The 21920-nt window shown below is 71.6% G+C and carries 23 protein-coding genes; 5 read left to right on the top strand and 18 right to left on the bottom strand.

What is annotated here, in order from left to right; genetic code table 11:
• The first annotated feature begins 8 nt into the window (after positions 1 to 8).
• Positions 9 to 1031, top strand: a complete 1023-nt coding sequence (locus tag ACFVHB_RS05265) for an ABC transporter ATP-binding protein (protein ID WP_380315355.1) — start codon at positions 9 to 11, stop codon at positions 1029 to 1031.
• Between the two features lies 1 nt (position 1032).
• On the top strand, positions 1033 to 1797 hold the full coding sequence (locus tag ACFVHB_RS05260; RefSeq protein ID WP_380315352.1) for an ABC transporter permease subunit: 765 nt from the start codon (positions 1033 to 1035) through the stop codon (positions 1795 to 1797).
• A 40-nt stretch (positions 1798 to 1837) separates the two neighbouring features.
• Here ACFVHB_RS05260 and ACFVHB_RS05255 read toward each other — a convergent pair whose 3' ends face one another.
• Positions 1838 to 2161 carry an ATP/GTP-binding protein gene (locus ACFVHB_RS05255; RefSeq protein WP_380315349.1) on the bottom strand — a complete coding sequence of 108 codons (324 nt, stop codon included), beginning with the start codon at positions 2159 to 2161 and terminating at the stop codon, positions 1838 to 1840.
• A 238-nt stretch (positions 2162 to 2399) separates the two neighbouring features.
• On the opposite strand from ACFVHB_RS05255, the gene ACFVHB_RS05250 reads away from it, so the two are divergent.
• Positions 2400 to 3707 (top strand): LLM class flavin-dependent oxidoreductase, encoded by a 1308-nt coding sequence (locus ACFVHB_RS05250; protein WP_380315346.1) that lies wholly within the window; start codon positions 2400 to 2402, stop codon positions 3705 to 3707.
• 133 nt (positions 3708 to 3840) lie between these two features.
• On the opposite strand, the gene ACFVHB_RS05245 is transcribed toward ACFVHB_RS05250, so the two are convergent.
• The gene (locus ACFVHB_RS05245) at positions 3841 to 4233 is read right to left on the bottom strand and encodes an SCO5389 family protein (protein WP_360187371.1); all 393 of its coding nucleotides are present in this window, start codon (positions 4231 to 4233) and stop codon (positions 3841 to 3843) included.
• Positions 4234 to 4719: 486 nt separating this feature from the next.
• Here ACFVHB_RS05245 and nucS point away from each other — a divergent pair, with 486 nt between their 5' ends.
• On the top strand, positions 4720 to 5379 hold the full coding sequence (nucS, locus tag ACFVHB_RS05240; protein ID WP_030057515.1) for an endonuclease NucS: 660 nt from the start codon (positions 4720 to 4722) through the stop codon (positions 5377 to 5379).
• 18 nt (positions 5380 to 5397) lie between these two features.
• On the opposite strand, the gene ACFVHB_RS05235 is transcribed toward nucS, so the two are convergent.
• The 5 genes from ACFVHB_RS05235 to ACFVHB_RS05215 form a co-directional block, all read right to left on the bottom strand.
• A complete protein-coding gene (locus tag ACFVHB_RS05235; RefSeq protein WP_380315342.1) occupies positions 5398 to 7701 on the bottom strand; it encodes an ATP-binding protein in 2304 nt (767 codons plus the stop codon).
• Positions 7702 to 7944: 243 nt separating this feature from the next.
• A complete protein-coding gene (locus tag ACFVHB_RS05230) occupies positions 7945 to 8286 on the bottom strand; it encodes an STAS domain-containing protein (protein ID WP_380315339.1) in 342 nt (113 codons plus the stop codon).
• A 381-nt stretch (positions 8287 to 8667) separates the two neighbouring features.
• Positions 8668 to 9537: a 3-hydroxyacyl-CoA dehydrogenase family protein gene (locus tag ACFVHB_RS05225; RefSeq protein WP_380315336.1), complete on the bottom strand. Its 870-nt coding sequence runs from the start codon at positions 9535 to 9537 to the stop codon at positions 8668 to 8670.
• A gap of 263 nt (positions 9538 to 9800) precedes the next feature.
• Positions 9801 to 10451: a response regulator gene (locus ACFVHB_RS05220; protein ID WP_380315333.1), complete on the bottom strand. Its 651-nt coding sequence runs from the start codon at positions 10449 to 10451 to the stop codon at positions 9801 to 9803.
• On the bottom strand, positions 10448 to 11668 hold the full coding sequence (locus ACFVHB_RS05215) for a sensor histidine kinase (protein WP_380315330.1): 1221 nt from the start codon (positions 11666 to 11668) through the stop codon (positions 10448 to 10450). Before ACFVHB_RS05215 ends, ACFVHB_RS05220 begins: the two co-directional genes overlap by 4 nt.
• Positions 11669 to 11817: 149 nt before the next feature.
• Here ACFVHB_RS05215 and ACFVHB_RS05210 point away from each other — a divergent pair, with 149 nt between their 5' ends.
• On the top strand, positions 11818 to 12408 hold the full coding sequence (locus ACFVHB_RS05210) for a hypothetical protein (protein ID WP_380315327.1): 591 nt from the start codon (positions 11818 to 11820) through the stop codon (positions 12406 to 12408).
• On the opposite strand, the gene ACFVHB_RS05205 is transcribed toward ACFVHB_RS05210, so the two are convergent.
• The 11 genes from ACFVHB_RS05205 to ACFVHB_RS05155 form a co-directional block, all read right to left on the bottom strand.
• Positions 12405 to 12977 (bottom strand): cob(I)yrinic acid a,c-diamide adenosyltransferase, encoded by a 573-nt coding sequence (locus ACFVHB_RS05205; protein WP_380315324.1) that lies wholly within the window; start codon positions 12975 to 12977, stop codon positions 12405 to 12407. The two genes, ACFVHB_RS05210 and ACFVHB_RS05205, sit on opposite strands and share 4 nt — an antisense overlap.
• A 56-nt stretch (positions 12978 to 13033) precedes the next feature.
• The gene (locus ACFVHB_RS05200) at positions 13034 to 13534 is read right to left on the bottom strand and encodes a DUF2550 domain-containing protein (protein WP_363554847.1); all 501 of its coding nucleotides are present in this window, start codon (positions 13532 to 13534) and stop codon (positions 13034 to 13036) included.
• Between the two features lie 145 nt (positions 13535 to 13679).
• Positions 13680 to 14063 carry a F0F1 ATP synthase subunit epsilon gene (locus ACFVHB_RS05195; protein WP_030057524.1) on the bottom strand — a complete coding sequence of 128 codons (384 nt, stop codon included), beginning with the start codon at positions 14061 to 14063 and terminating at the stop codon, positions 13680 to 13682.
• A gap of 184 nt (positions 14064 to 14247) precedes the next feature.
• Positions 14248 to 15693: a F0F1 ATP synthase subunit beta gene (gene atpD, locus ACFVHB_RS05190; protein ID WP_380315320.1), complete on the bottom strand. Its 1446-nt coding sequence runs from the start codon at positions 15691 to 15693 to the stop codon at positions 14248 to 14250.
• 2 nt (positions 15694 to 15695) lie between these two features.
• A complete protein-coding gene (locus tag ACFVHB_RS05185) occupies positions 15696 to 16610 on the bottom strand; it encodes a F0F1 ATP synthase subunit gamma (RefSeq protein ID WP_380315317.1) in 915 nt (304 codons plus the stop codon).
• Positions 16611 to 16642: 32 nt separating this feature from the next.
• The gene (atpA, locus tag ACFVHB_RS05180; protein WP_380315314.1) at positions 16643 to 18217 is read right to left on the bottom strand and encodes a F0F1 ATP synthase subunit alpha; all 1575 of its coding nucleotides are present in this window, start codon (positions 18215 to 18217) and stop codon (positions 16643 to 16645) included.
• Between the two features lie 151 nt (positions 18218 to 18368).
• The gene (locus ACFVHB_RS05175; protein ID WP_380315311.1) at positions 18369 to 19184 is read right to left on the bottom strand and encodes a F0F1 ATP synthase subunit delta; all 816 of its coding nucleotides are present in this window, start codon (positions 19182 to 19184) and stop codon (positions 18369 to 18371) included.
• On the bottom strand, positions 19181 to 19738 hold the full coding sequence (locus tag ACFVHB_RS05170; RefSeq protein WP_380315308.1) for a F0F1 ATP synthase subunit B: 558 nt from the start codon (positions 19736 to 19738) through the stop codon (positions 19181 to 19183). Before ACFVHB_RS05170 ends, ACFVHB_RS05175 begins: the two co-directional genes overlap by 4 nt.
• A gap of 34 nt (positions 19739 to 19772) precedes the next feature.
• Positions 19773 to 20009, bottom strand: coding sequence for an ATP synthase F0 subunit C (atpE, locus tag ACFVHB_RS05165; RefSeq protein WP_148642913.1), 237 nt, complete (start codon positions 20007 to 20009; stop codon positions 19773 to 19775).
• A 91-nt stretch (positions 20010 to 20100) separates the two neighbouring features.
• Positions 20101 to 20916 (bottom strand): F0F1 ATP synthase subunit A, encoded by an 816-nt coding sequence (gene atpB, locus ACFVHB_RS05160; RefSeq protein ID WP_380315305.1) that lies wholly within the window; start codon positions 20914 to 20916, stop codon positions 20101 to 20103.
• A gap of 285 nt (positions 20917 to 21201) precedes the next feature.
• The gene (locus tag ACFVHB_RS05155; protein WP_380315302.1) at positions 21202 to 21645 is read right to left on the bottom strand and encodes a hypothetical protein; all 444 of its coding nucleotides are present in this window, start codon (positions 21643 to 21645) and stop codon (positions 21202 to 21204) included.
• Positions 21646 to 21920: the final 275 nt, after the last annotated feature.

Genomic DNA, 21920 nt, shown 5'->3' with positions numbered 1-21920 from the left:
GAGCGCGAATGATCGAGTTGCACGACCTGACCAAACGTTACGGCAAGACCCTCGCCGTGGACCGGCTGAGCTTCCAGGTGCCGCAGGGCGTGGTCACCGGGTTCCTCGGCCCCAACGGCGCGGGCAAGTCCACCACCATGCGCATGATCCTCGACCTGGACCGGCCCACCGCCGGCCGGGTCACCATCGACGGCAAGCGGTACGGGCAGCTCAGCGAGCCGCTCAAGTACATCGGCGCGCTGCTGGAGGCCAAGGCCGTCCACCCCGGCCGCAGCGCCCGCGACCACCTGCTCTGGCTCGCCCAGAGCAACCGCATCCCGGTCTCCCGGGTGGACGAGGTGCTCGCCCTGGTCGGCCTCACCCCGGTCGCCCGCAAGCGCGCCCGCGGCTTCTCGCTCGGCATGGGCCAGCGGCTCGGCATCGCCTCCGCCCTCCTCGGCGACCCCGAGATCGTGATGTTCGACGAGCCGGTCAACGGGCTGGACCCGGAGGGCATCCTCTGGATCCGCAACCTGATGAAGCGGCTCGCCGGCGAGGGCCGGACCGTCTTCGTCTCCTCCCACCTGATGAGCGAGATGGCCGTCACCGCCGACCACCTGGTCGTCATCGGCAAGGGCCGGCTGCTCGCCGACATGCCGATGGCCGACTTCATCCGGCGCAACTCGCGCTCCGCCGTCCGGCTGCGCACCCCGCAGCCCGAACGGTTGCTGGACGTGCTGGCCGGCGCCGGCCTGCGCCACGAACCGGGCCCGGGCGGCTCGTACGAGGTGGTCGACGGCGACCTCGCCGAGCTCGGCGAACTGGCCGCCACGCACGGGGTGGTGCTGCACGAGCTGAGCCCCCAACAGGCCTCCCTGGAAGAGGCGTTCATGCAGATGACGGCCGACTCGGTGGAGTACCACGCCGGGGACGGCGAGGGCCGCGACGCGGCCGGCGCACCCGGCACCTGGGGCGCCGGCTGGCAGAGCGGCGCGGCACGGCAGAGCGGCGCGGCACGGCAGCCGGCGTCCAGCGGCACGGAGGAGAACTGAGATGGCGTCCTTCCCGGCGGTCCTGCGCTCCGAGTGGACCAAGATCCGCAGCGTCCGCTCGACGGTCTGGACGCTCGCGCTGGCCTTCGTGGTCACCCTCGGCCTCGGCGCCCTGCTCTCGCTGCTCACCAACAAGAACTTCGAGGAGTTCCGCAGCACCGACACCCCGTTCGACGCCACCGGGACGGCCTTCTCCGGCATCATGCTCGGCGAACTGGCCATCATCGTCTTCGGCGTGCTGGCGGTCGGCAACGAGTACAGCAGCGGGATGATCAGGGTCACCCTGGCCGCCGTCCCGCAGCGCGGCACCCTGCTCACCGGCAAGGCGGTGGTGCTCGGCTGCCTGGCCTTCGCGGTCTCCCTGGTCACCGCGTTCATCACGTTCTTCGTCGGCCAGGCGCTGCTCGGCGAGCACTCCACCAGCCTCTCCGAACCGCACGTGCTGCGCGCGGTGTTCGGGGCGGCGTTCTACCTGACCATGCTCTGCCTGTTCTCGGCCGGCGTCACCGCGATGCTGCACAACCAGACGCTGGCGCTCGGCGTGCTGGTGCCGTTCTTCTTCCTGCTGTCGCCGATCCTCTCGGCGGTGCCGAAGGTCAAGGACGTGGCCCACTACTTCCCGGACTACGCGGGCTCGCGGATGCTGCTGGTGTACGAGCAGCACGGCCAGCCGTACGGGCCCTGGGCCGGCTTCGCGATCTGCCTGGCCTGGACGCTGGCCGCCCTGGTCGGCGGCGCGCTGGTGCTGAAGAAGCGCGACGCCTGACCGTCGCCGGACCGGAGCGCCTCCAGGGACCGGTACCGGCTCAGTACCTGGGGGCGCCGCGGCCGCGCTGGAGGTTGGCGGCCCGGCGCTCGCGGGCGCCCCAGCAGGCGCGGTGCCAGTGCCGCCGGTCGTCCACCCCGGCACCGTGGGCCGGCCAGGCCACCACGTGGCCGACACCCGGCGGGATCTCCTGGTCGCACCCCGGGCAGCGGTAGAACCGGCCGGCCGTGCCGGCCACCGTCTGCACCACCCAGTCGTCGCCCCCGTAGCTCTCGGTGCGGCGCAGCGAGCCGCCGAGCGGGGCGGCCGGCTCCGCGGTCTCGCGGTCGGCGGCGCTCTTGATCCGGTTGCGGCGGGGCGACACGTCGGGCTACCTCTCTGCGGTGGGGTCGGGACCGTCCCAGCCTACGGCCGACGGCCCGCTCCCCGGACGGCTATCGGCCTCTATCACGGCATCGTCCGGCGCTCCGGTGTTTCCCGTGATATCCACCCGTTCTCCCGTGAAATTAGTGGTTCGGCGTGCCATTGGCACATGACATCGGTTACTCACGAGGGGACAGGCGGGGCCCGCAACCCCTGCGCGCACCCGAGGAGGCCCAAGGATGACCAAGACCAGCGCCCGAGCCGAGACCCGCCGGCCCGTCGGGGTCCGCCCGCCCGCCCCCGGCCCGACGCTCGCCGCCACCCCGGTGGCCGCCACCGTCGGCGCCCCGCTGCCCGCCCCGGCCCGCGCGGGCGCGCTCCCCCCGGACACCGCGCCGGTCCGGGTCGGCGCCTTCCTGCTCTCGGCGCAGTTCCCCGGGCAGACCCACGGCGAGGCGCTCGACCGCACCGTCCGCGCCGCCGTCGAGGCCGAACGCGCGGGCCTGGACAGCGTCTGGCTGGCCGAGCACCACTTCGTGCCGTACGGGGTCTGCCCGAACGCCGCCACGCTCGCCGCGCTGCTGCTCGGCCGCACCCGCCGGATCGGCGTCGGCACGGCGGTCAGCGTGCTCTCCACCACCCACCCGGTGGCGCTCGGCGAGCAGGCCGCGCTGCTGCACCTCACCTCCGGCGGGCGCTTCACGCTCGGGGTCGGCCGCGGCGGGCCGTGGATCGACCTGGACGTGTTCGGCAGCGGCGTGGACGCCTTCGAGCAGGGCTTCCCCGAGCGCCTCGACCTGCTGCTGCGCTGGCTGCGCGGCTCCCGGGTGGGCGCGGACGGGCCGCAGTTCAGCTTCCCGGAGGTGGCCGTGGTGCCGCGCGCCACCGAGCCGCCGCGCCGGCCCGAACTCGGTACCTGGCTCGGCCTCGGCGACCAGTCCGGGCTGCTGCGCTTCCCCCGTCAGCGGGTGGACGCCGACGGCTCCGGCGAGGAGCCCGGCACCGCGGGGCGCCCGGCGGCCGGCCCGCCGGTGGTGGTCGCCTGCACCTCCCCCGGCGGGGTCCGGCTGGCGGCCGAACGCGGGCTGCCGATGCTGCTCGGCATGCACTCCGGCGACGAGGACAAGCTCGGGATGCTGGAGCTGTACCGGACCGCCTGGCTGGCCGCCGGGCGCGGCGAGGAGCAGCTGCGCCGGGTGAACCGCCAGCACGTCGCGGCCGGCGTGGCCCAGGTGGACGACCGCACGTCGACGGCCCGGGCCACCCTGCTGCGGGCGATGCCCGGCTGGTTCGAGTACGGGCTCGGCGCGCACCGCACCGTCGACGGCCGGGAGCGCAAGATGCGCGACCCGCACCAGTACACCGAACTCCTCTGCGACCTGCACGCGGTGGGCACGCCGAAGCAGTGCGCCGACCGGCTGCTGGCCACCGCCGAGCGGACCGGGATCCGCCGCTTCGCGCTGCTCGCCGAGGGCAGCGGAGACCGCGAGGCGACCCTGCACAACATCGCCCGGCTCGGCTCCGAGGTGCTGCCGCAACTCGGCTGAGGCCCGTGCGCGACGGCCCGGCCCCGGCGAGCGGGCGGGTCACCGGGCAGCGCCCGGGCCGCCCCTCCCCCTCGGCGGGGGCGGGGCGGCCCGGTGGCGGTGGCGGGCGCCGGGAGGCGCTCCCGAAGACCGGTCAGCAGTCGCGGAGTTCCTCGGACTGGTTGAGCAGCTGCTCCCGGACGGACGTGAAGCGCTCGAACCGCGCCTCGTTGGAGTCCGACGGCAGGAACACCGCCACCCGGTGACAGTTCTGGAAGGCCAGCCGGACGCCGAAGTGGCGCTGCAGCGCACCCCGGATCGCGTCGCTGGCGAGCGCCCGGAGGAGCTGGCCGCGGGCCTGCTCGCTGGGCGGCGGTACGTGGTTGTCGGCGAAGTCGGTGCCGTCGACCTTCGCCTGGGCGACCAGCGAACTGATCAGCTCCCAGGCGTACGGCAGCGAGACGCGGACGCAGTCGACGAATTCCCGCTCGTCGACCTCGCCCCGCTCGGCCTTTTCCAGCAGGGCCGGTGAGACGTCGAGCGACATGGGTTCTCCTCTCGCGGTCCACCCGCGCGGCGGCTCGGGTGGTGATGCGTGGTCCAAGCTGAAGGTGAGGGTGGGCTTCGCACCTGGTGTCCGGAACGCCGTCGGACGGCTGTTTCCGGCACCGTGCGGAGGCGTCGGCGCCGAGGACCTGTCGAGGGACGTGTCGGCGGCGCCGGCCGCTCAGAACAGCGTGGCAGTCAACGGAGGGCCGGGCCGGTCATTCCTTCGGATTGCTCCGGAAATACGCCCCTGTGCACCAGATTGGCCTGATCCCGTCGGACCGTTCATCTGAAGTCTCCGTCCCCGTTGACAACGATCCTGCGAGCATGCCGTCACACACCGTAGCGGGCCGAGGGCGGGCGCGCCAGAGTGCCGACCACCAGTTGGCCGGATCGCCGAGCCTCCATGTTCGCGGGCTTCGCGGATTCTTCACCCGGTCGTCGCGGAATCGCATCAACTGGCCCCGGTGGGCTAGCGTGGTCGACCGTGCGTCTCGTAATTGCCCGCTGCTCAGTCGACTATGCCGGTCGGCTCTCCGCCCACCTGCCCTCCGCCACCAGGCTCATCCTGGTCAAGGCCGACGGCAGCGTCAGCATCCACGCCGACGACCGCGCCTACAAGCCGCTCAACTGGATGTCCCCGCCGTGCGCCCTCAAGGAGGCCGACGGGGTCTGGACGGTGGAGAACAAGGCCGGCGAGAAGCTCATCATCACGTTGGAGGAGGTGCTGCACGACTCCTCCCACGAGCTCGGGGTGGACCCGGGCCTGATCAAGGACGGCGTCGAGGCGCACCTGCAGGAGCTGCTCGCGGACCGGATGGAGGTGCTCGGTGCCGGCTGGTCGCTGATCCGCCGCGAGTACCCGACCGCGATCGGCCCGGTCGACATCCTCTGCCGCGACTCCGACGGCGCGACGGTCGCCGTCGAGATCAAGCGCCGCGGCGAGATCGACGGCGTCGAGCAGCTCACCCGCTACCTGGAGCTGCTCAACCGCGACCCGCTGCTCGCCCCGGTCAAGGGCGTCTTCGCCGCGCAGGAGATCAAGCCGCAGGCCCGCGTCCTGGCGACCGACCGCGGCATCGGCTGCGTGGTGCTGGACTACGACGAGCTGCGCGGCATCGACGACGACAAGCTGAAGCTGTTCTGACCCGGGACCTCCCGGCGCTCACGACCCCGACGGTGTGGCACTCCCCGATGGAGAGGCCGTCCCCGTCGGGGTCGTCGCACTCGGGGTGGGCGAACCGGCCGGAGACGTCGTGCTGGGTGCGGGGCTGGGCTGGGTGACCGGGACCGACGGCTGCGGCTGCCCCGGGGCGGGCGGCTGCGGCTGCCCCGGCGCCGGTGGCTGAGGCTGGCCGGGCGGCTGGGACTGCGCGGTGGTCTCCCCGGGGCTCGGCGACCTGCTCGGCTTCTTCGACGCCGACGCCGACGCCGACGGCGAGTGCGAGGCCCCGCCGGTGCTCGCCGACGGCTCCGGGCCGGACTCCTCCGCCGCCGGGGAGCCGCCCTGGCCCTCCTCACCGCCGGAGCCGGTCGCGGACGGGCTGAGGCTCGGCCGGGGCGTCGGCCGGCTCGTCGGCAGACCGCTGCCGTCGTCCGTGCCGCTGCGCGGGCCGGTGCCGCGGTGCTCCTCCGGGCCGGCCACGCTCAGCCCGACCGCCGTGCCGAGGACGCCGAGCGCCAGCACCGCCGCCGAGGCCGCGATCGCCGTCCGCCGGTTGCGGCCGCCGGTGCCGGGGGTGGTCTTGAACCGCCAGGGCACCTGCGCGATCGCCCGGATGACGGGCCGTCGCGGGGGCACCGGCCCGGCGGGGCCGGCGGCGGGCAGCTGCCGGCCGTCGGCGCGCAGCAGGTCGAGCATCCGGCGGGCGCCGGCGACCCCGCGCTGCTCGCCGAGGGCGGCTCGCAGGGCCAGCGCGCTCTCCAGTTCGGCGGCCGCCCGCGAGGGCTCCCGGACGCACATCGCGTGGACGCCCAACTCGTGGTGGAACCAGGCCTCGTCGGCCCGGGAGCCGGTCTGCCGGGCGGCCTCCAGGCCGAGCAGCAGGGCGCGCTCCCAGGCGCCCCAGCGCAGCGCCAGCGCCAGCGCCGGGCCGGCGGCCCGGGCGAGCCGGACGACGGCGGCGTGCCGGCCGGCGGCGCGGTCCGCCAGCAGCACGCCGATCACCACCTCGGCCTCGGCCGCGATCTGCTCGGTGGAGACCGAGCTGTGCCCGACCCACCAGGCGAAGTGCTGGGCGGCGCCGTCCATGCTGGTGCCGGCCGGCCAGTGCGGGACGAGCAGTTCCAGCGCGCCCGCGGTGAGCCGGTGGTGGCCGCCGATGGACACCGCGAGCCCGGCGTCGGCGAGTTCGTGCAGGGCGCTCTCGCCCTGGCCGACGTCGATCAGCGCGGGCAGGTGCGGCGCCGTCGGGCACTCCCCGCCGAGCGCCACGGCGAGCCGCAGGACGGCCTGGGCCGGCTCGCTCAGGCCCTCGGCGAGCCGGACGGCGGGTGAGGCGCTCTCGGCGACGGACGGCAGCGGCACCGTCCGGCGCAGCTCGCCCTCGCGGACCGCCGGGTCCGGGTCGTGCTCGGGCGCGCGGACCGCGCCGAAGACGTCGAGCCGGTCCTCCTCGGCGGCCACCAGCGCGTCCACCGCGACGTCCCGCTGCCGCAGCAGCGCGGCGGCCTGGACGAAGCGCAGCGGCAGCCCCTCGGACTCGAACCAGAGGTCGACGGCCCAGGCCTTCTCGGCCGCGTCCAGCGGGCGGCCGGCCAGCCGGGCGGCGAGCGCGAGGCAGGCCGGGCGGGAGAGGCCGGCGACCAGGTGGTCCTGGAGGCGGGAGTCCGCGGGCAGCGGCGGGCTGTCGGGGGCGACGGAGATCAGGAAGGCGCACTTGGGGGCGGCGGCGAGCAGCTCCTCCAGCTCGGGGCCGGCCGGCTCCACCTCGTCGATCACCACGACCGCGCCGACCCGGCCGAGGTGCTCGGCGAGCTGGCCCGGGTCGGGGCGGAAGCCGGGGGCGTGGTGGGTGGCGGCGAAGAGGTCCTGGAGCAGGTCGGCGGCGGTGCGGCGGTGGCCGCAGAGCTGGACGACGCCACCCGGCGCGAGGTCGGCGGCGGCCTCGGCGACGGCCGACAGCAGCGCGCTGCGGCCGGAGCCGGCCTGGCCGACCAGGCGTATCGAGCGCCCCTCGGCGAGCAGGCCGAGCAGCTGGGCTATGTCGGCCTCGCGGTCGAGCAGCGGCAGGTCGGCGGGGCCGGCACCGAGGGCGAGCGGACCGACCGCGCGGCCGGGGCCGCCGACCGGACCGCGGGCGGGTTCGCTGCGCTCCGTCCGGCGCGGACGGGGGCGCCACTCCTCGGGGCAGGGACGGACCTCGGAGCCCTCCGGAGTGCCGACGGTCACCAGCAGGCCACCGGTGACCAGCTCACCGCCCCGGGTGCGTACGGCCTCCTGCCGGAACTCACCGGATGGCTGTCCCACGATCTGCTCCGCCCCTGTTCGCCGACGACTTCGCGCGGCCGCTTCCGGGCCGGGGCCCCTCCCCGCCCAAGGCTGAGGGCGCTGGAGTGCGGCCCGGCGGCCGTCTTCTGACGGCAGACTCTTGCACATCCGCGCCCGGCCGCGCAGCGCGGTCCCGCCCCTGACCGCGGCGCCACGCCGGGATCGCCGGAACGCGAAGGGGAGAGGAAGGGCGGAGGGGACGCGGAAGGCGAAGCGGAGGAGCTAGGGCGTCCCGAAGGCGGGCAGGGTCGCGCCGCGCGGCTCGGCGACGACGCCCTCGACGGCGAGGATGCGGTGCAGCCGGGTCGCCACCAGCAGCCGCTGCAGCTGGGCCGGGACGGAGCGCAGCACCAGCCGGCGGCCGATCCGGCCGGCCCGCCGGTGCGTGCCCATGATCACGCCGAGGCCGGTGGCGTCCCAGAACTCCAGCCGGGTGAGGTCGAGGACGAGGTCGCCCAGCCCGCCGTCGACGGCCTGGTGCAGCCGGACCCGCGCGTCGGCGGCGGTGCGCACGTCGAGGCGGCCCTCGATGGCCAGCGCGGCGTGGTCGCCCGTGATGCGCATGGTCTCCTCCTCCGCCTGGCGGGTCACTGGTACGGGTTGTCCCGCCCCGGGCCGCGCCTGGTCCGGGAACGGGTGTCCAACGGTGTCCATCCGGGCGGGCCTGAAGCCCCGCGCCCGGGCCCGGCCGCGGCGTCGTCAGCCTGGGCCGGGTTCCCCCTCATCTGACGGTGAACCAGGTCCGCAGGTTGCTGGTTCCGGCCAGATCTGAAGCAACTTCACTCGTCCGAGGGAATATACGCAGGAACTCTCCACACCTACGCTCGATTACCGCCCAAATCACCCGTCTGCGGCACCCGGCGTGAGGAAACTCACCCGTCCTCGGCAGGACGGGCCGTACGATGCTCCGATCGCACGGCCCGTCCGGTCACTCCGCTTCGTGGCTCACTTGCCCGGGTACGGGTAGAAGCCGCGGCCGCTCTTGCGGCCCAGGTCACCGGCGGTGACCATGCGCGCCATGATCTCCGGCGCGGCGAACTTCTCGTCCTGGGTCTCGGCGTAGATGTTCCGCGCGGCGTGCAGCAGGATGTCGACACCGGTCAGGTCCGCGGTCTCCAGCGGGCCCATCGGGTGGCCGAAACCGAGCCGGCAGGCGGTGTCGATGTCCTCGGCGGTGGCGACGCCCGACTCGTACAGCTTGGCGGCCTCGACGACCAGCGCGGTGATCAGGCGGGTGGTGACGAAGCCGGCCACGTCACGGTTCACCACCACGACGTCCTTGCCGACGCCCTCGGCGAAGGCGCGGGCGCGGGCCAGCGTCTCGTCGCTGGTCTTGTAGCCGCGGACCAGCTCGACCAGCTTCATCAGCGGCACCGGCGAGAAGAAGTGCACGCCGACGACCGACTCGGGGCGCTGCGTGGCGGCGGCGATCCGGGTGATCGGGATGGCGGAGGTGTTGGAGGCCAGCACGGCGCCGTCCTTCGCGAGCTTGTCGAGCTCCTTGAAGACGCCCTCCTTGACCTCGAGCTTCTCGAAGACCGCCTCGACCACGATGTCGGCCTCGGCGACCGCGCCCAGGTCGGTGGTGGTGGTGATCCGGCCGAGCGCGGCCTCGGCGTCCTCGGCGCTGAGCCTGCCCTTGGCGACGAACTTCTCGTACGAGGCGCGGATGCCCGCGAGGCCGCGCTGCAGCGCCTCCTCGGTGACGTCCCGCAGCACCACCGGGTGCCCCGCCTGGGCGGACACCTGGGCGATGCCGGCCCCCATCAGGCCGGCGCCGATCACGGCGATCTGCTGGCTGGACGCATTGCTCATGGCTGGGTCTCCCGGATGCCGTCGCCGCCCTGCGGGCGGGCCCTGAAGGCGGCTCAGCGCAGGGGTCACCCGCAAGAGCCGCGTCGCTCTATTCTCCCGCCTCGCTCCCGCTCGGCGGTCGCATTCGCGAAGCGCGCAGCTGTTCGGCTCCGTTCGCTCCGCTCGCTACGGGCGGACTCTAACGCCCCTCACGCGCCCGTGGTGCCATCCGAGAGTGTGATCTGCGCCCGAACCCGCCGACGGGGAGCGCCGCGGTCAGATGGTCAGATGCCCAGCCCGAGGTCCTGGGCCAGGATCGCCGCCTGCACCCGGCTGCGCAGCCTCAGCTTGGCCAGGATCCGGCTGACGTGGGTCTTGGTGGTCGCCTCCGCCATCGCCAGCCGCCCGGCGATCTCGCCGTTGGAGAGCCCGGCGCCGATGCACGCCAGCACCTCGCGCTCGCGCGGGGTGAGCCCGGCCACCGCCTCCTGGACGTCCGGCCCGACGGTGCGCCCCGGGCGGGCGAAGCTGCCGATCAGCCGCCTGGTCACCGAGGGCGCCAGCATGCCGTCCCCGCGCGCCACCGTGCGGATCCCCTCGACCAGCGTGTCCGCCTCCAGGTCCTTCAGCAGGAACCCGGCCGCGCCGGCCCGCAACGCGCCGTAGACGTACTCGTCCAGGTCGAAGGTGGTCAGCACCAGCACCTGGGCCGCTCCGGCGGCCACCACCTGGCGGGTCGCCGAGACGCCGTCCAGCCGGGGCATCTGCACGTCCATCAGCACCACGTCGGGCCGCAGCTCCAGCGCGAGCCGCACCGCCTCCTCGCCGTCGGCGGCCTGCCCGACCACCTCCAGGTCCGGTTCGGCCCGCAGGATCATCACCAGCGCCGCCCGGACCGCCGCCTGGTCCTCCGCCACCAGCACCCGGATCGTCATGCCCGCCCCTTCCCGCCCTCGGTCACCAGCGCCCGCGGCAGCACCGCGCGTACGCTCCAGCAATCCCCCTCCGGACCGGCGGTGAAGCTGCCGCCGAGCAGCCCGGCCCGCTCCCGCATGCCCACCATGCCCGCCCCGGCGCCGGGCAGCTCCCGGCCCGCGCCGCGGCGGTACGGGCTGTCCACGGCGATGCACAGCTCCTCCGGCCGGTACTCCAGCTCCACCCGGACGTGCCCCGGCCCGGCGTGCTTGAGCGCGTTGGTCAGCGACTCCTGCACGATCCGGTACGCCGCCAGGCCGACCGGCACCGGCAGCTCCCCCCGGTCGCCACGCTCGGTGAGCGCGAACTCCAGCCCGACGTCCTGGCCGGCCGCCCGGGCCTTGGCCAGCAGCGCGTCGACGGCGTCCAGGTCGGGGGCGGCGTAGGACTCGTCGGCCTCTCCCCCGCCGCTGTCGCGCAGCAGCCCGATCATGCGGCGCATTTCGGCCAATCCCTGGACGCTGTTCGCCCGGATCACCGTGAGCACCTCCACCAACGGGTCGTCCTCGGCCCGCCGCTGGCGCCTCGCGACCGACTGCGCACCGGTGGCGTGGATCGCGATGGCGGACAGGTGGTTGGCCACCACGTCGTGCAACTCCCGCGCCATCCGGGCCCGTTCGGCGACGACCGCCTCGCGCCGGTCCATCTCGGACAGCAACGCGGTCTGCTCGGCCCGCAGCCGCTGGGCCACCGCCTCCTCGCGGTGCTTGCGCACCAGGTCCCCGGTCCAGACCGGCGCGAGGTAGATCAGCGTGGTGAGCACCACCACGGCCACCGCGTTGGACGCGTCGCTGTAGACCAGCACCAGCGAGGAGAGCACGAGGACCGAGGCCGCGCCGGTCAGGTGCAGGATCCGCGACATCCTGGGGCTGCCGTAGAGCACCGCGGCGTACAGCAGGTCCGTGTACATCAGGCTGGTCGCCAGCAGGGCGCCGCAGAAGATGCTGGCGGCGAAGGCGAGGCCGCCGAGGGTGACGGTCAGCACCGGCCTGGTCCGCCGGAGCAGCTCCAGCGCGGCCATCACCAGCAGCGGCGGGACGGCCGCCCAGCGCGGGATCGCCGAGGCGTGGTCGTACACCTTGAGGGCGATCAACAGCAGCCCGCCGAGCAGCCCGAAGAGCGCGATCGCCCGGTCTTCCTGCCGCGGGGTGAGTGTGGGTCTGGGCACGACCACCATCAGATCATCCCCGGACCGCCGCCCGGCTCCGGTCGGCGGAGGAGCCGCGGTACATCGAAAGATGCAGACCCGGCTCGGCTCCGGCGACGACGACGCGCGGGCCCGGCTCCGGAAGGCTGGAGGCACCGTCGAGAGCTGCGGAGTTCACCATGATCGTCACCCTCGTCCTCGCCGCCGAAGTCGCCTTCTGGGTGGTCCTCGGCCTCGGGCTGGCCACCCGCTACCTGCTGCGGTGGCGCACGGTCAGCACCGTGCTGCTGGTCGGGCTGCCCGTGATCGACCTGGTGCTCTTCCTGCTGACCCTGTTCGACCTGCGCGGCGGCGCCACCGCCTCCTGGACGCACGCGCTCGCCGCGAGCTACCTGGGCTTCTCGGTGGGCTACGGGCCGTCCGTGGTCCGCTGGGCCGACGCCCGCTTCCTGCACCGCTTCGGCGGCGGCCCGAAGCCGCCGCCCGCGCCCAAGTACGGCGCCGCCCGCAGCCGCCACGAGTGGCAGGTCTGCCGGCGCACCCTGGTCTCCGCGGCGATCACGGTCACCCTGATCACCGCGCTGAAGGTCTGCACCGACGCCCCCGGCACGGAGGTGTTCACGCAGTGGTACTGGAAGCTGGGCCTGGCCGCGCTGATCAACACCGCGGTCGCGGCCAGCTTCACGATCTGGCCCAAGGAGCCCCCGGCCGGCGCGATCGTCGAGGACGGCCGGGTGGTCGGCTGGAAGATCCCGGAGAGCCGGCCCTAGCGGTTCTCGCCCGGCACCCAGAGGACGTCGCCCTGCTCCTTGTTGGCCGTCCGGGCCAGGATGAACAGCAGGTCGGAGAGCCGGTTCAGGTACTTGGCGGTCAGCGGGTTGACGCTGTCGCCGTGCACGTCGATGGCGGCCCAGGTGGCCCGCTCGGCCCGGCGGACGACCGTGCAGGCCAGGTGCAGGTACGCGGCTCCGGGGGTGCCGCCGGGGAGGATGAAGCTGCGCAGCTTCTCCAACTGCTCCAGGTAGTGGTCGCAGTCGGCCTCCAGCCGGTCGATGTAGGACTGCAGCACCCGCAGCGGCGGGTACTTCGGGTCCTCGACCACCGGGGTGGCCAGGTCGGCGCCGACGTCGAAGAGGTCGTTCTGCACCCGGGTGAGCACCGCTGCGATGTCCTCGGCGAGACCCCCGGCGGCGATCGCCACCCCGATCGCCGCGTTCGCCTCGTTGGTGTCGGCGTACGCGACCAGGCGCGGGTCGGTCTTGGTCGTACGGCTCATGTCACCGAGCGCGGTGGTGCCGTCGTCGCCGGTACGGGTGTAGATGCGCGTCAGATTGACCATGTCCCCACCCTAGCGACGCGGTTAAGCCACGTTAACCCGCCCCGGGGCTCCCGCCGCTACGCGACGTTGACCCGCTGGCCGGGCGGGGCGGCCTCCAGCCACGCCAGGAAGCCGGTCAGCGCGTCCTCGCTCATCGCCAGCTCCAGCGGGGCGCCGTTGTGCAGGCAGCGCAGCACGACCGAGCCGGAGAGCAGCGCCAGCTCCTCCTGGCCCTCGGGGTAGCGCCGGCCGAGGACCTCGATCTCCCGGCGGGGCAGCACCTTGCGCGGGCGCGGGGCGTACGAGAAGACCCGGAACCACTCGATCGAGTCACCGCTGTAGCGACCGATACCAAAAACCCACCCCTTGCCGTCGGTCTGGGGGACCGGGGCGGAGGTGGGCTTGCCGTTCTCGTCGAGGTCGGGCTGCGTCGAGGCGTCGGCGGGCATTTTGAGCCGGTAACTGCAGTCGAACGTGCCACCGACACGCTGGATGACACGGCGGCGTACCGCGAACGCGACCAGGCCGATCACACCCAGCGCCACGACCGCCGCACACACGACAAGGGCGAGGACCATGCTCACCTACCTCCTCGCTACCCGCGTTCCCCGTATCGGTCGGATCAGGCGACCGCGTTGACCTACCAACTGAGACGACAGTCCCGGGGTCACGCTCACGCGTCCCCGGGACCGTCGGTCGACCCCGCTAGAGGGTCTGGCGCACTCAGGCGTGGGCCTTGAGACCGCGCGCCGCGAACAGTCGCACCTCGGCGCGACGCTCGGCGTGCTCGTCCAGGTCCGACTTCGCCTTCTCCAGTGCCCGCTCGGCACGGGCGACATCGATCTCGTCCGCCAGCTCGGCGATCTCCGCGAGCAGAGACAGCTTGTTGTCGGCGAAGGAGATGAAGCCACCGTGCACCGCGGCGATCACGGTGCCGCCGTCCACCGTGCGGATGGTGACCGGGCCGGTCTCCAGCACGCTCAGCACCGGCGTGTGACCCGGCATGATGCCGGTGTCACCGGAGGCCGTACGGGCGACGACGATGGTGGCCGCACCGGACCACACCTTGCGGTCGGCTGCGACCAGCTCGACGTGCAGCTCAGCCAACGTGGGCTCCTAGGCTCATGCAACCCCCGATTACTCGGGAGTTTCGGTAAGAATAACGGCCCCGCGCCCCCGGCATGAAACCGGCGGCACGGATTTGACCGGAATCACAGCCGATGCGACGTGAGGGGTGGTCCCCAGGCTCGGGGGCCACCCCTCACGGTCACTCAGCTGCTACCGGCCGCGATTACTTCTTCGCCAGCTCGGCGGCGTTCTTCTCGAGGTCCTCGATGCCACCGCACATGAAGAAGGCCTGCTCCGGAACGGCGTCGTACTTGCCGTCCGCGATCGCGTTGAAGGCCTCGATGGTCTCCGACAGCGGGACGGTCGAGCCCTCGACACCGGTGAACTGCTTCGCCACGTAGGTGTTCTGCGAGAGGAAGCGCTCGATGCGGCGGGCACGGTGGACCGTGACCTTGTCCTCCTCGGACAGCTCGTCGATACCGAGGATCGCGATGATGTCCTGCAGGTCCTTGTACTTCTGCAGGATCCCCTTGATACGGACGGCCGTGTCGTAGTGGTTCTGCGCGATGTACCGCGGGTCGAGGATGCGGGACGTGGAGTCCAGCGGGTCGACGGCCGGGTAGATGCCCTTCTCCGAGATCGGGCGCGACAGAACGGTGGTCGCGTCCAGGTGGGCGAAGGTGGTGGCCGGCGCCGGGTCGGTCAGGTCGTCCGCGGGGACGTAGATCGCCTGCATCGAGGTGATCGAGTGACCGCGGGTCGAGGTGATGCGCTCCTGCAGGAGGCCCATCTCGTCGGCCAGGTTCGGCTGGTAGCCCACCGCGGAGGGCATGCGGCCGAGCAGGGTCGACACCTCGGAACCGGCCTGGGTGAACCGGAAGATGTTGTCGATGAAGAGGAGCACGTCCTGCTTCTCGACGTCACGGAAGTACTCCGCCATGGTCAGCGCGGACAGCGCGACGCGCAGACGGGTGCCCGGCGGCTCGTCCATCTGGCCGAAGACCAGCGCGGTCTTGTCCAGAACGCCCGAGTCGACCATCTCGTCGATGAGGTCGTTGCCCTCACGGGTGCGCTCGCCGACGCCGGCGAACACCGACACACCACCGAAGTTCTCGGCGACGCGGTAGATCATCTCCTGGATCAGAACGGTCTTGCCGACACCGGCACCACCGAACAGACCGATCTTGCCACCCTGGACGTACGGGGTGAGGAGGTCGATGACCTTGATGCCGGTCTCGAACATCTCGGTCTTGGACTCGAGGTCCTTGAAGTCCGGGGCCTTGCGGTGGATCGGCCAGCGGACCTCGACCTGCTTGTCGAACTCCGCCTGGTCCACGTTCAGCACGTCACCGAGGGCGTTGAAGACCTTGCCCTTGGTGATCTGGCCGACCGGCACGGAGATGGCGGCACCCGTGTCGGTGACCTGCGCGCCACGGACCAGGCCGTCGGTCGGCTGCATCGAGATGCCGCGGACCAGGCCGTCGCCGAGGTGCTGGGCGACCTCGAGGGTGAGGGTCTTCTTGCCGGTGCCGTCGGGGTTGTCCACCTCGACGTGCAGGGCGTTGTACATGTCCGGGATCGCGTCGACGGGGAACTCCACGTCGACGACCGGGCCGATGACCCGCGCGACGCGGCCCGTCGCCGTGGTCGGCTCAACAGTGGTGGTCATTCTCATTCGCTCCCGCGGCTGGCGTCAGCGAGCGCGTTGGCGCCACCGACGATCTCGCTGATTTCCTGGGTGATCTCGGCCTGACGGGCCGAGTTGGCAAGCCGCGTGAGCGACTTGATGAGCTCGCCGGCGTTGTCCGTCGCGCTCTTCATCGCACGCCGGCGAGCGGCGTGCTCGGAGGCGGCCGACTGCAGCAGCGCGTTGTAGATCCGGCTCTCGACGTACCGCGGCAGCAGCGCGTCGAGGACGCCCTCCGCCGACGGCTCGAAGTCGTACAGCGGGAAGATCTCGTGCTTGGCCTTCGACTCGTCGCTGAGCTCGACCTCGTCCAGCTTCAGCGGCAGCAGCCGGGCGTCGACCGCCGTCTGCGTCAGCATCGACTCGAACTTCGTCGAGATCAGGTGGAGCTCGTCCACGCCGCCCGTCTCGGCCGTGAAGGCCTCGATCAGGTCGACCGCCACGGCCTTCGCGTCACCGTAGGTCGGCTTGTCGGAGAATCCCGTCCACGAGCCCTCGACCGGGAGGTCGCGGAAGCTGTAGTACGAGACGCCCTTGCGGCCGACGATGTACGTCACCACGTCCTTGCCCTCGTCGCGGAGCTTCGCACTGAGCGTGAGCGCCTGCTTGATGGCGTTGGTCGAGTAACCGCCCGCCAGACCGCGGTCCGCCGTGATCAGCAGAACGGCGGCCCGGGTGGCGTTCGGGTTCTCGGTGGTGAGCGGGTGCTTGGCGTTGGACCGGGTGGCCACCGCCGTCACCGCCCGGGTGAGCTCATCGGCGTACGGAGTGGAGGCGGCCACCGCGCGCTGCGCCTTGACGATGCGCGACGCGGAGATCATCTCCATCGCCTTGGTGATCTTCTTCGTCGCGGTGACAGAGCGGATCCGGCGCTTGTAGACCCGAAGCTGTGCTCCCATGGGTCGTTACGTCCTTTCCCTCGCTACCGGACTCAGGCCTGCTCGGAGAGCAGCTTGCCGTCGGCGGTCTGGTAACCCTGCTTGAAGGCGTCGATCGCGGTGGTCAGCGCGTCGACGGTGCCGTCGGCGAGCAGACCGGTCTCGACGATGCCCGCCAGCAGGTCCTTGTGCTGCAGACGGACGTGGTCCAGGAACTCGCGCTCGAAGCGGCGGATCTCGGCGACCGGGACGTCGTCCAGCTTGCCGGTGGTGCCGGCCCAGATGGAGACGACCTGCTCCTCGACCGGGAACGGCTGGTACTGGCCCTGCTTCAGCAGCTCGACCATGCGCGCACCGCGCTCCAGCTGGGCCTTGGAGGCCGCGTCCAGGTCGGAACCGAAGGCGGCGAACGCCTCCAGCTCACGGTACTGGGCGAGGTCCAGACGCAGGCGGCCGGCGACCGAGCGCATGGCCTTGATCTGGGCGGAGCCACCGACGCGGGAGACCGAGATGCCGACGTTCACGGCCGGGCGGATGCCGGCGTTGAACAGGTCGGACTCCAGGAAGCACTGGCCGTCGGTGATGGAGATGACGTTGGTCGGGATGTACGCCGAGACGTCGTTGGCCTTGGTCTCGATGATCGGCAGACCGGTCATCGAGCCGCCGCCGAGGGCGTCGTTCAGCTTGGCGCAGCGCTCCAGCAGGCGGGAGTGCAGGTAGAAGACGTCACCCGGGTAGGCCTCGCGGCCCGGCGGGCGGCGCAGCAGCAGGGAGACGGAGCGGTAGGCCTCGGCCTGCTTCGACAGGTCGTCGAAGATGATCAGGACGTGCTTGCCGTCGTACATCCACTCCTGGCCGATGGCGGAGCCGGTGTACGGGGCGAGGTACTTGAAGCCGGCCGGGTCGGAGGCGGGAGCAGCCACGATGGTGGTGTACTCCAGCGCGCCGGCCTCCTCCAGGGCGCCGCGGACGGACGCGATGGTGGAGCCCTTCTGGCCGACGGCGACGTAGATGCAGCGGACCTGCTTCTCCGGGTCGCCCGAGCGCCAGTTGTCGCGCTGGTTGATGATCGTGTCGACGGCCACCGCGGTCTTGCCGGTCTGGCGGTCACCGATGATCAGCTGACGCTGGCCACGGCCGATCGGGGTCATCGCGTCGATGGCCTTGATGCCGGTCTGCAGCGGCTGCTTGACCGACTTGCGGGCCATGACGCCGGGGGCCTGCAGCTCCAGGGCGCGGCGGCCGGTGGAGGCGATGTCGCCCAGACCGTCGATCGGGTTGCCCAGCGGGTCCACGACGCGGCCGAGGTAGCCGTCGCCGACCGGGACGGAGAGGACCTCGCCGGTGCGGCGCACCGTCTGGCCCTCCTCGATGCCGCTGAACTCACCGAGGACGACGACACCGATCTCACGGGTGTCGAGGTTCAGCGCGAGGCCGAGCGTGCCGTCCTCGAACTTCAGCAGCTCGTTCGCCATGACCGAGGGCAGGCCCTCGACCTTGGCAATACCGTCCATGGCCTCGGTGACCGTGCCGACCTCTTCACGCGAGGCCGCGTCCGGCTGGTACGACTGGACAAAGTCGGCCAGCGCGTCCCGGATCTCCTCCGGACGGATCGTAAGCTCCGCCATCAGGCTTCCCTGCTCTCCTAGTTTGCGATCCTCGGCCCGCCATTGAGGGCCGCAAGTATTCGACTCTCGGCCGGGTCTCTCGAACCGGCCGTACGATTTGCCGGCTCCGGTGGAGCCGGTTCCCGACCGAGGGTCGGATGTGCTTCGGTGCTCAGCCTTCGAGCGACTGGCGAGCGCCTTCGAGGCGGCTCGACACGGTGCCGTCGATGATCTCGTCACCGATCTGGACCTTGACACCGCCGACGACCTCGGGGTCGACGTCGATGTTCAGGTGCACCTGGCGGCCGTACAGCCGGCCCAGAGCACCCGACAGGCGCTCCTTCTGGCCGTCCGACAGCGGCACCGCGGTGGTGACCAGGGCCACCACGCGCCCGCGCCGGGCGGCGGCGAGCTTCGAGTAGGACTCCAGGCCCTGTTCCAGGCTACGGCCACGCGGGTTGTTCACCAGGGCGGTGACCAGCCGGACGGTGCCCGCGTTGGCGCGGCCGCCGAGCAGCTTCTTGATCAGCGCGGCCTTGGCGACGGCACCGGCCTTGGGCTCGGTCAGCGCGGCGCGCAGCTCCTGGGAGCCGCTCACCACCCGGCCGAACCGGAACAGCTCGTCCTCGACGTCGTCCAGGACACCGGCCTTGTCGGCGGCGATGACCTCGGCGTACGCGGCCAGCTCCTCCGTGGCGTCGACCAGGTCGCGCGCGCCCGACCAGCGGGAGCGGACCAGGCCGGAGACCAGGTCGAGGGTCTCGCCGGAGACCTGGCCGGTCAGCAGCGAGGAGACCAGCTGGGCCTTGTCCTGGCCCGACCGGGACGGGTCGGTCAGGACGCGGCGCAGCGACACCTCGCGGTCCAGCAGGACCGTGACGGCGGTGAGCTCCTCGGCGACCTTGGCCGCGTCCACCGAGGTGGAGTCGGTCAGGCTGTCGAGGTTCTGCCGCCCGGCGGCGAGGGCCTCGCGGCTAGCGCCGATCACTTGGCCGCACCCTGAGCAACGGCGGCCTTGGCCTCCAGCTCATCCAGGAAGCGGTCGATGACACCGCTCTGCCGCGCGTGGTCCTCCAGGGACTCGCCCACGATGCGGGAGGCCAGCTGCGAAGCGAGCGAACCCACGTCCTGGCGCAGGGCGGCGGTCGCCTGCTTCTTGTCGGCCTCGATCTGGGCGTGGCCGGCGGCGACGATGGCCTCGCGCTGGCGCTGGCCCTCCTCGCGCATCTCCGCGAGCTGGGCGGCGCCCTGCTCGCGAGCCTGCTCGACGATCCGAGCGGCCTCGTGACGCGCCTCGGCGAGCTCGGCGCGGTACTGCTCAAGCAGGGCCTGGGCCTCGGCCTGAGCGGTCTCGGCCCGCTCCATGCCGCCCTCGATGGCGTCCCGGCGCTCCGACAGCACCTTCTCGATGCTGGGGAGGAGCTTCTTGCCGAGCAGACCGAAGACGATGAAGAAGCAGAGCAGGCCGATGATGATCTCGGGCCACGCGGGAAGGAGAGGATTCATCTTCTCCTCGGCCGCGAGCTGCGCCGCGAACGTCATATCTGGACCTTCCTCGAAAGGGTCTACGGCAGGATTACTTGTTGCCGAAGACGAACGGCATGACGATGCCGATGAGGGCGAGCGCCTCGGTCAGCGCGAAGCCGATGAACATGTTGGAGCGGATGAGACCGGCGGCCTCGGGCTGACGGGCCATGGCCTGGACACCGTTACCGAAGATGAGACCGACGCCGATGCCGGGGCCGATGGCGGCGAGGCCGTAGCCGATGGAGGCGACGGAACCGTAGACAGTGCCCTCAGCGAGGAAGCTCATTGCAGTTGTCCTTTGCAGGGGTGGTGAACCGGTGGTGATTGGCCACCGGGCGATCCGGGAGTTGGTTCGGGGTGGGGCCGCGGCCCCTGGCTCAGTGCGCCTCTTCGAGGGCACCGGCGATGTAGCTGCTGGCCAGCATCACGAAGATGTAGGCCTGCAGGAACTGGACCAGCAGCTCGAAGGCGGTCAGCGCGACGGCGACGACGAACGAGGCCGAGCCGTACAGCGCGCCCAGGCTCGGGCTGAGCAGGTACCAGGAGGCGATGGAGAACATCACGATCAGCAGGTGGCCGGCGAACATGTTCGCGAAGGCTCGGACCGCGAGCGTGAAGGGACGCACGAAGATGTTCGAGAAGAACTCGATCGGCACCAGGATGAACATGACCCAGCCGGGGATGCCCGAGGGCCAGCAGAGGTTCTTCATGCCGCCGACGAAGCCGTGCTTCTTGAAGGTCAGCGTCATGTAGGTGATCCACACGACGCCGGCCAGACCCGCCGGGAAGGCGATCGCCGCGGTGACCGGGAACTGGGCGAACGGGATGATCGACATGATGTTCATCAGCCAGATGAAGAAGAACATCGAGACGAGCATCGGGACGTACTTCTCGCCCTTCTTGCCGATCGTCTCCAGCACGATGGACCGCTTGACGAAGTCGTAGCCGATCTCACCGACCAGCTGCAGCTTGCCGGGGACCAGGCGCGGCTTGGCGAAGGAGGCCCAGAAGAAGACGACCACAAGCACTGCGACGATCATCGACAGCAGCATCGGCTTGTTGAAGTAGAAGCTGCCGATCGTGAAGATCGGCTCGAAGTCGAACTCGTTCAGGCCCGGGGCCGGGAAGCCGCAGCCGGCGTCCCCGAAGTGGCAACTGCCTGAGGCGAGGTACGTGAGCTGATCAGCACTCACCACGGACTCCTTCGTCGTGACGCATGGTTACGGCAACCTCGGTGTGTCGGCGTGGCCTGCGACCACGGAGCGGCACTGGAACTTGATGGGTTTCTCGCGGACCCCGCGCGGCAGCGAGCTGCGCCACTGCGGGACCATCGAAGACTGCGCGGATCCGGGGGGCGATCCGTCCACCTATCGGACAGACCTGGCCGCTTCCCGTACTCCGTTGTTGCGACGGACGATAGCAGCCCGTCAGTGCGGCATAAACACCGCCCCCCTCGTTGGGGGGACAGCTGGGCCCCGTCACTGTTGACGCCCCTTGTCCGACGGCTTGTCGGCCTTGTTTTCGGAGGCGTCGGGGTTGACGTAGAAGGTCTTGGCCTTCAGTGCGCCGCGCACCTGGAAGCCCGTCCAGATCAGGGCGCAGCCCAGCAGCGTGAAGGCGAACGCCTGCCGGTTGAAGAGTTCGGTGTTCTTGAAGACCGCGAGGACGATGCCGACCAGCAGGATCTGAGTGGTGTAGACCAGCAGCGCCGCGGCCATCATGATGTGCGGGTTCGACCTGGTCAGCCGGTCGAGGGCGACCTGGCCGGAGCTGAAGAAGGCCATCACCAGCAGCGTTCCGAAGAGGGCGCCGAGCAGTCCCTTGCCACCCGCGACGGCAAAGGAGATCACCATGGCGATGATCCCGGCGACCGCAGTGGGGATCGCGGCGCCTCGGAGGATCCGGGCGTCGTTGGACGGCATGTCGGCAACTCCGGCGGCATGTCGATGTGGCAGGGGGACGGGCACAGAACGTGGTGGGTGACACCGGACCGAGGGGGCCCGGGCCGGCCGCTCGGCGGCGAGCCCGTCGAGGGAGACCGGCCAGGGACGGAAGTCATCCACCTGTGAGGTCTTTCGGCGTGTTCTCGGTACTCGTGAACGGTATCACAAACTATTTGATGAGAGCTTTACCATGAATGTGTGGTACCTGTCACACTGACGGCCCAACGGTGCCGCCGTACGGGTGAAGCATCTTG

The organism is Kitasatospora sp. NPDC127111 (genome assembly GCF_042677465.1).
Classification (GTDB): domain Bacteria; phylum Actinomycetota; class Actinomycetes; order Streptomycetales; family Streptomycetaceae; genus Kitasatospora.
Note: the sequence above shows the minus strand (reverse complement) of the source record. Positions and strands in the feature narration are given on the sequence as shown.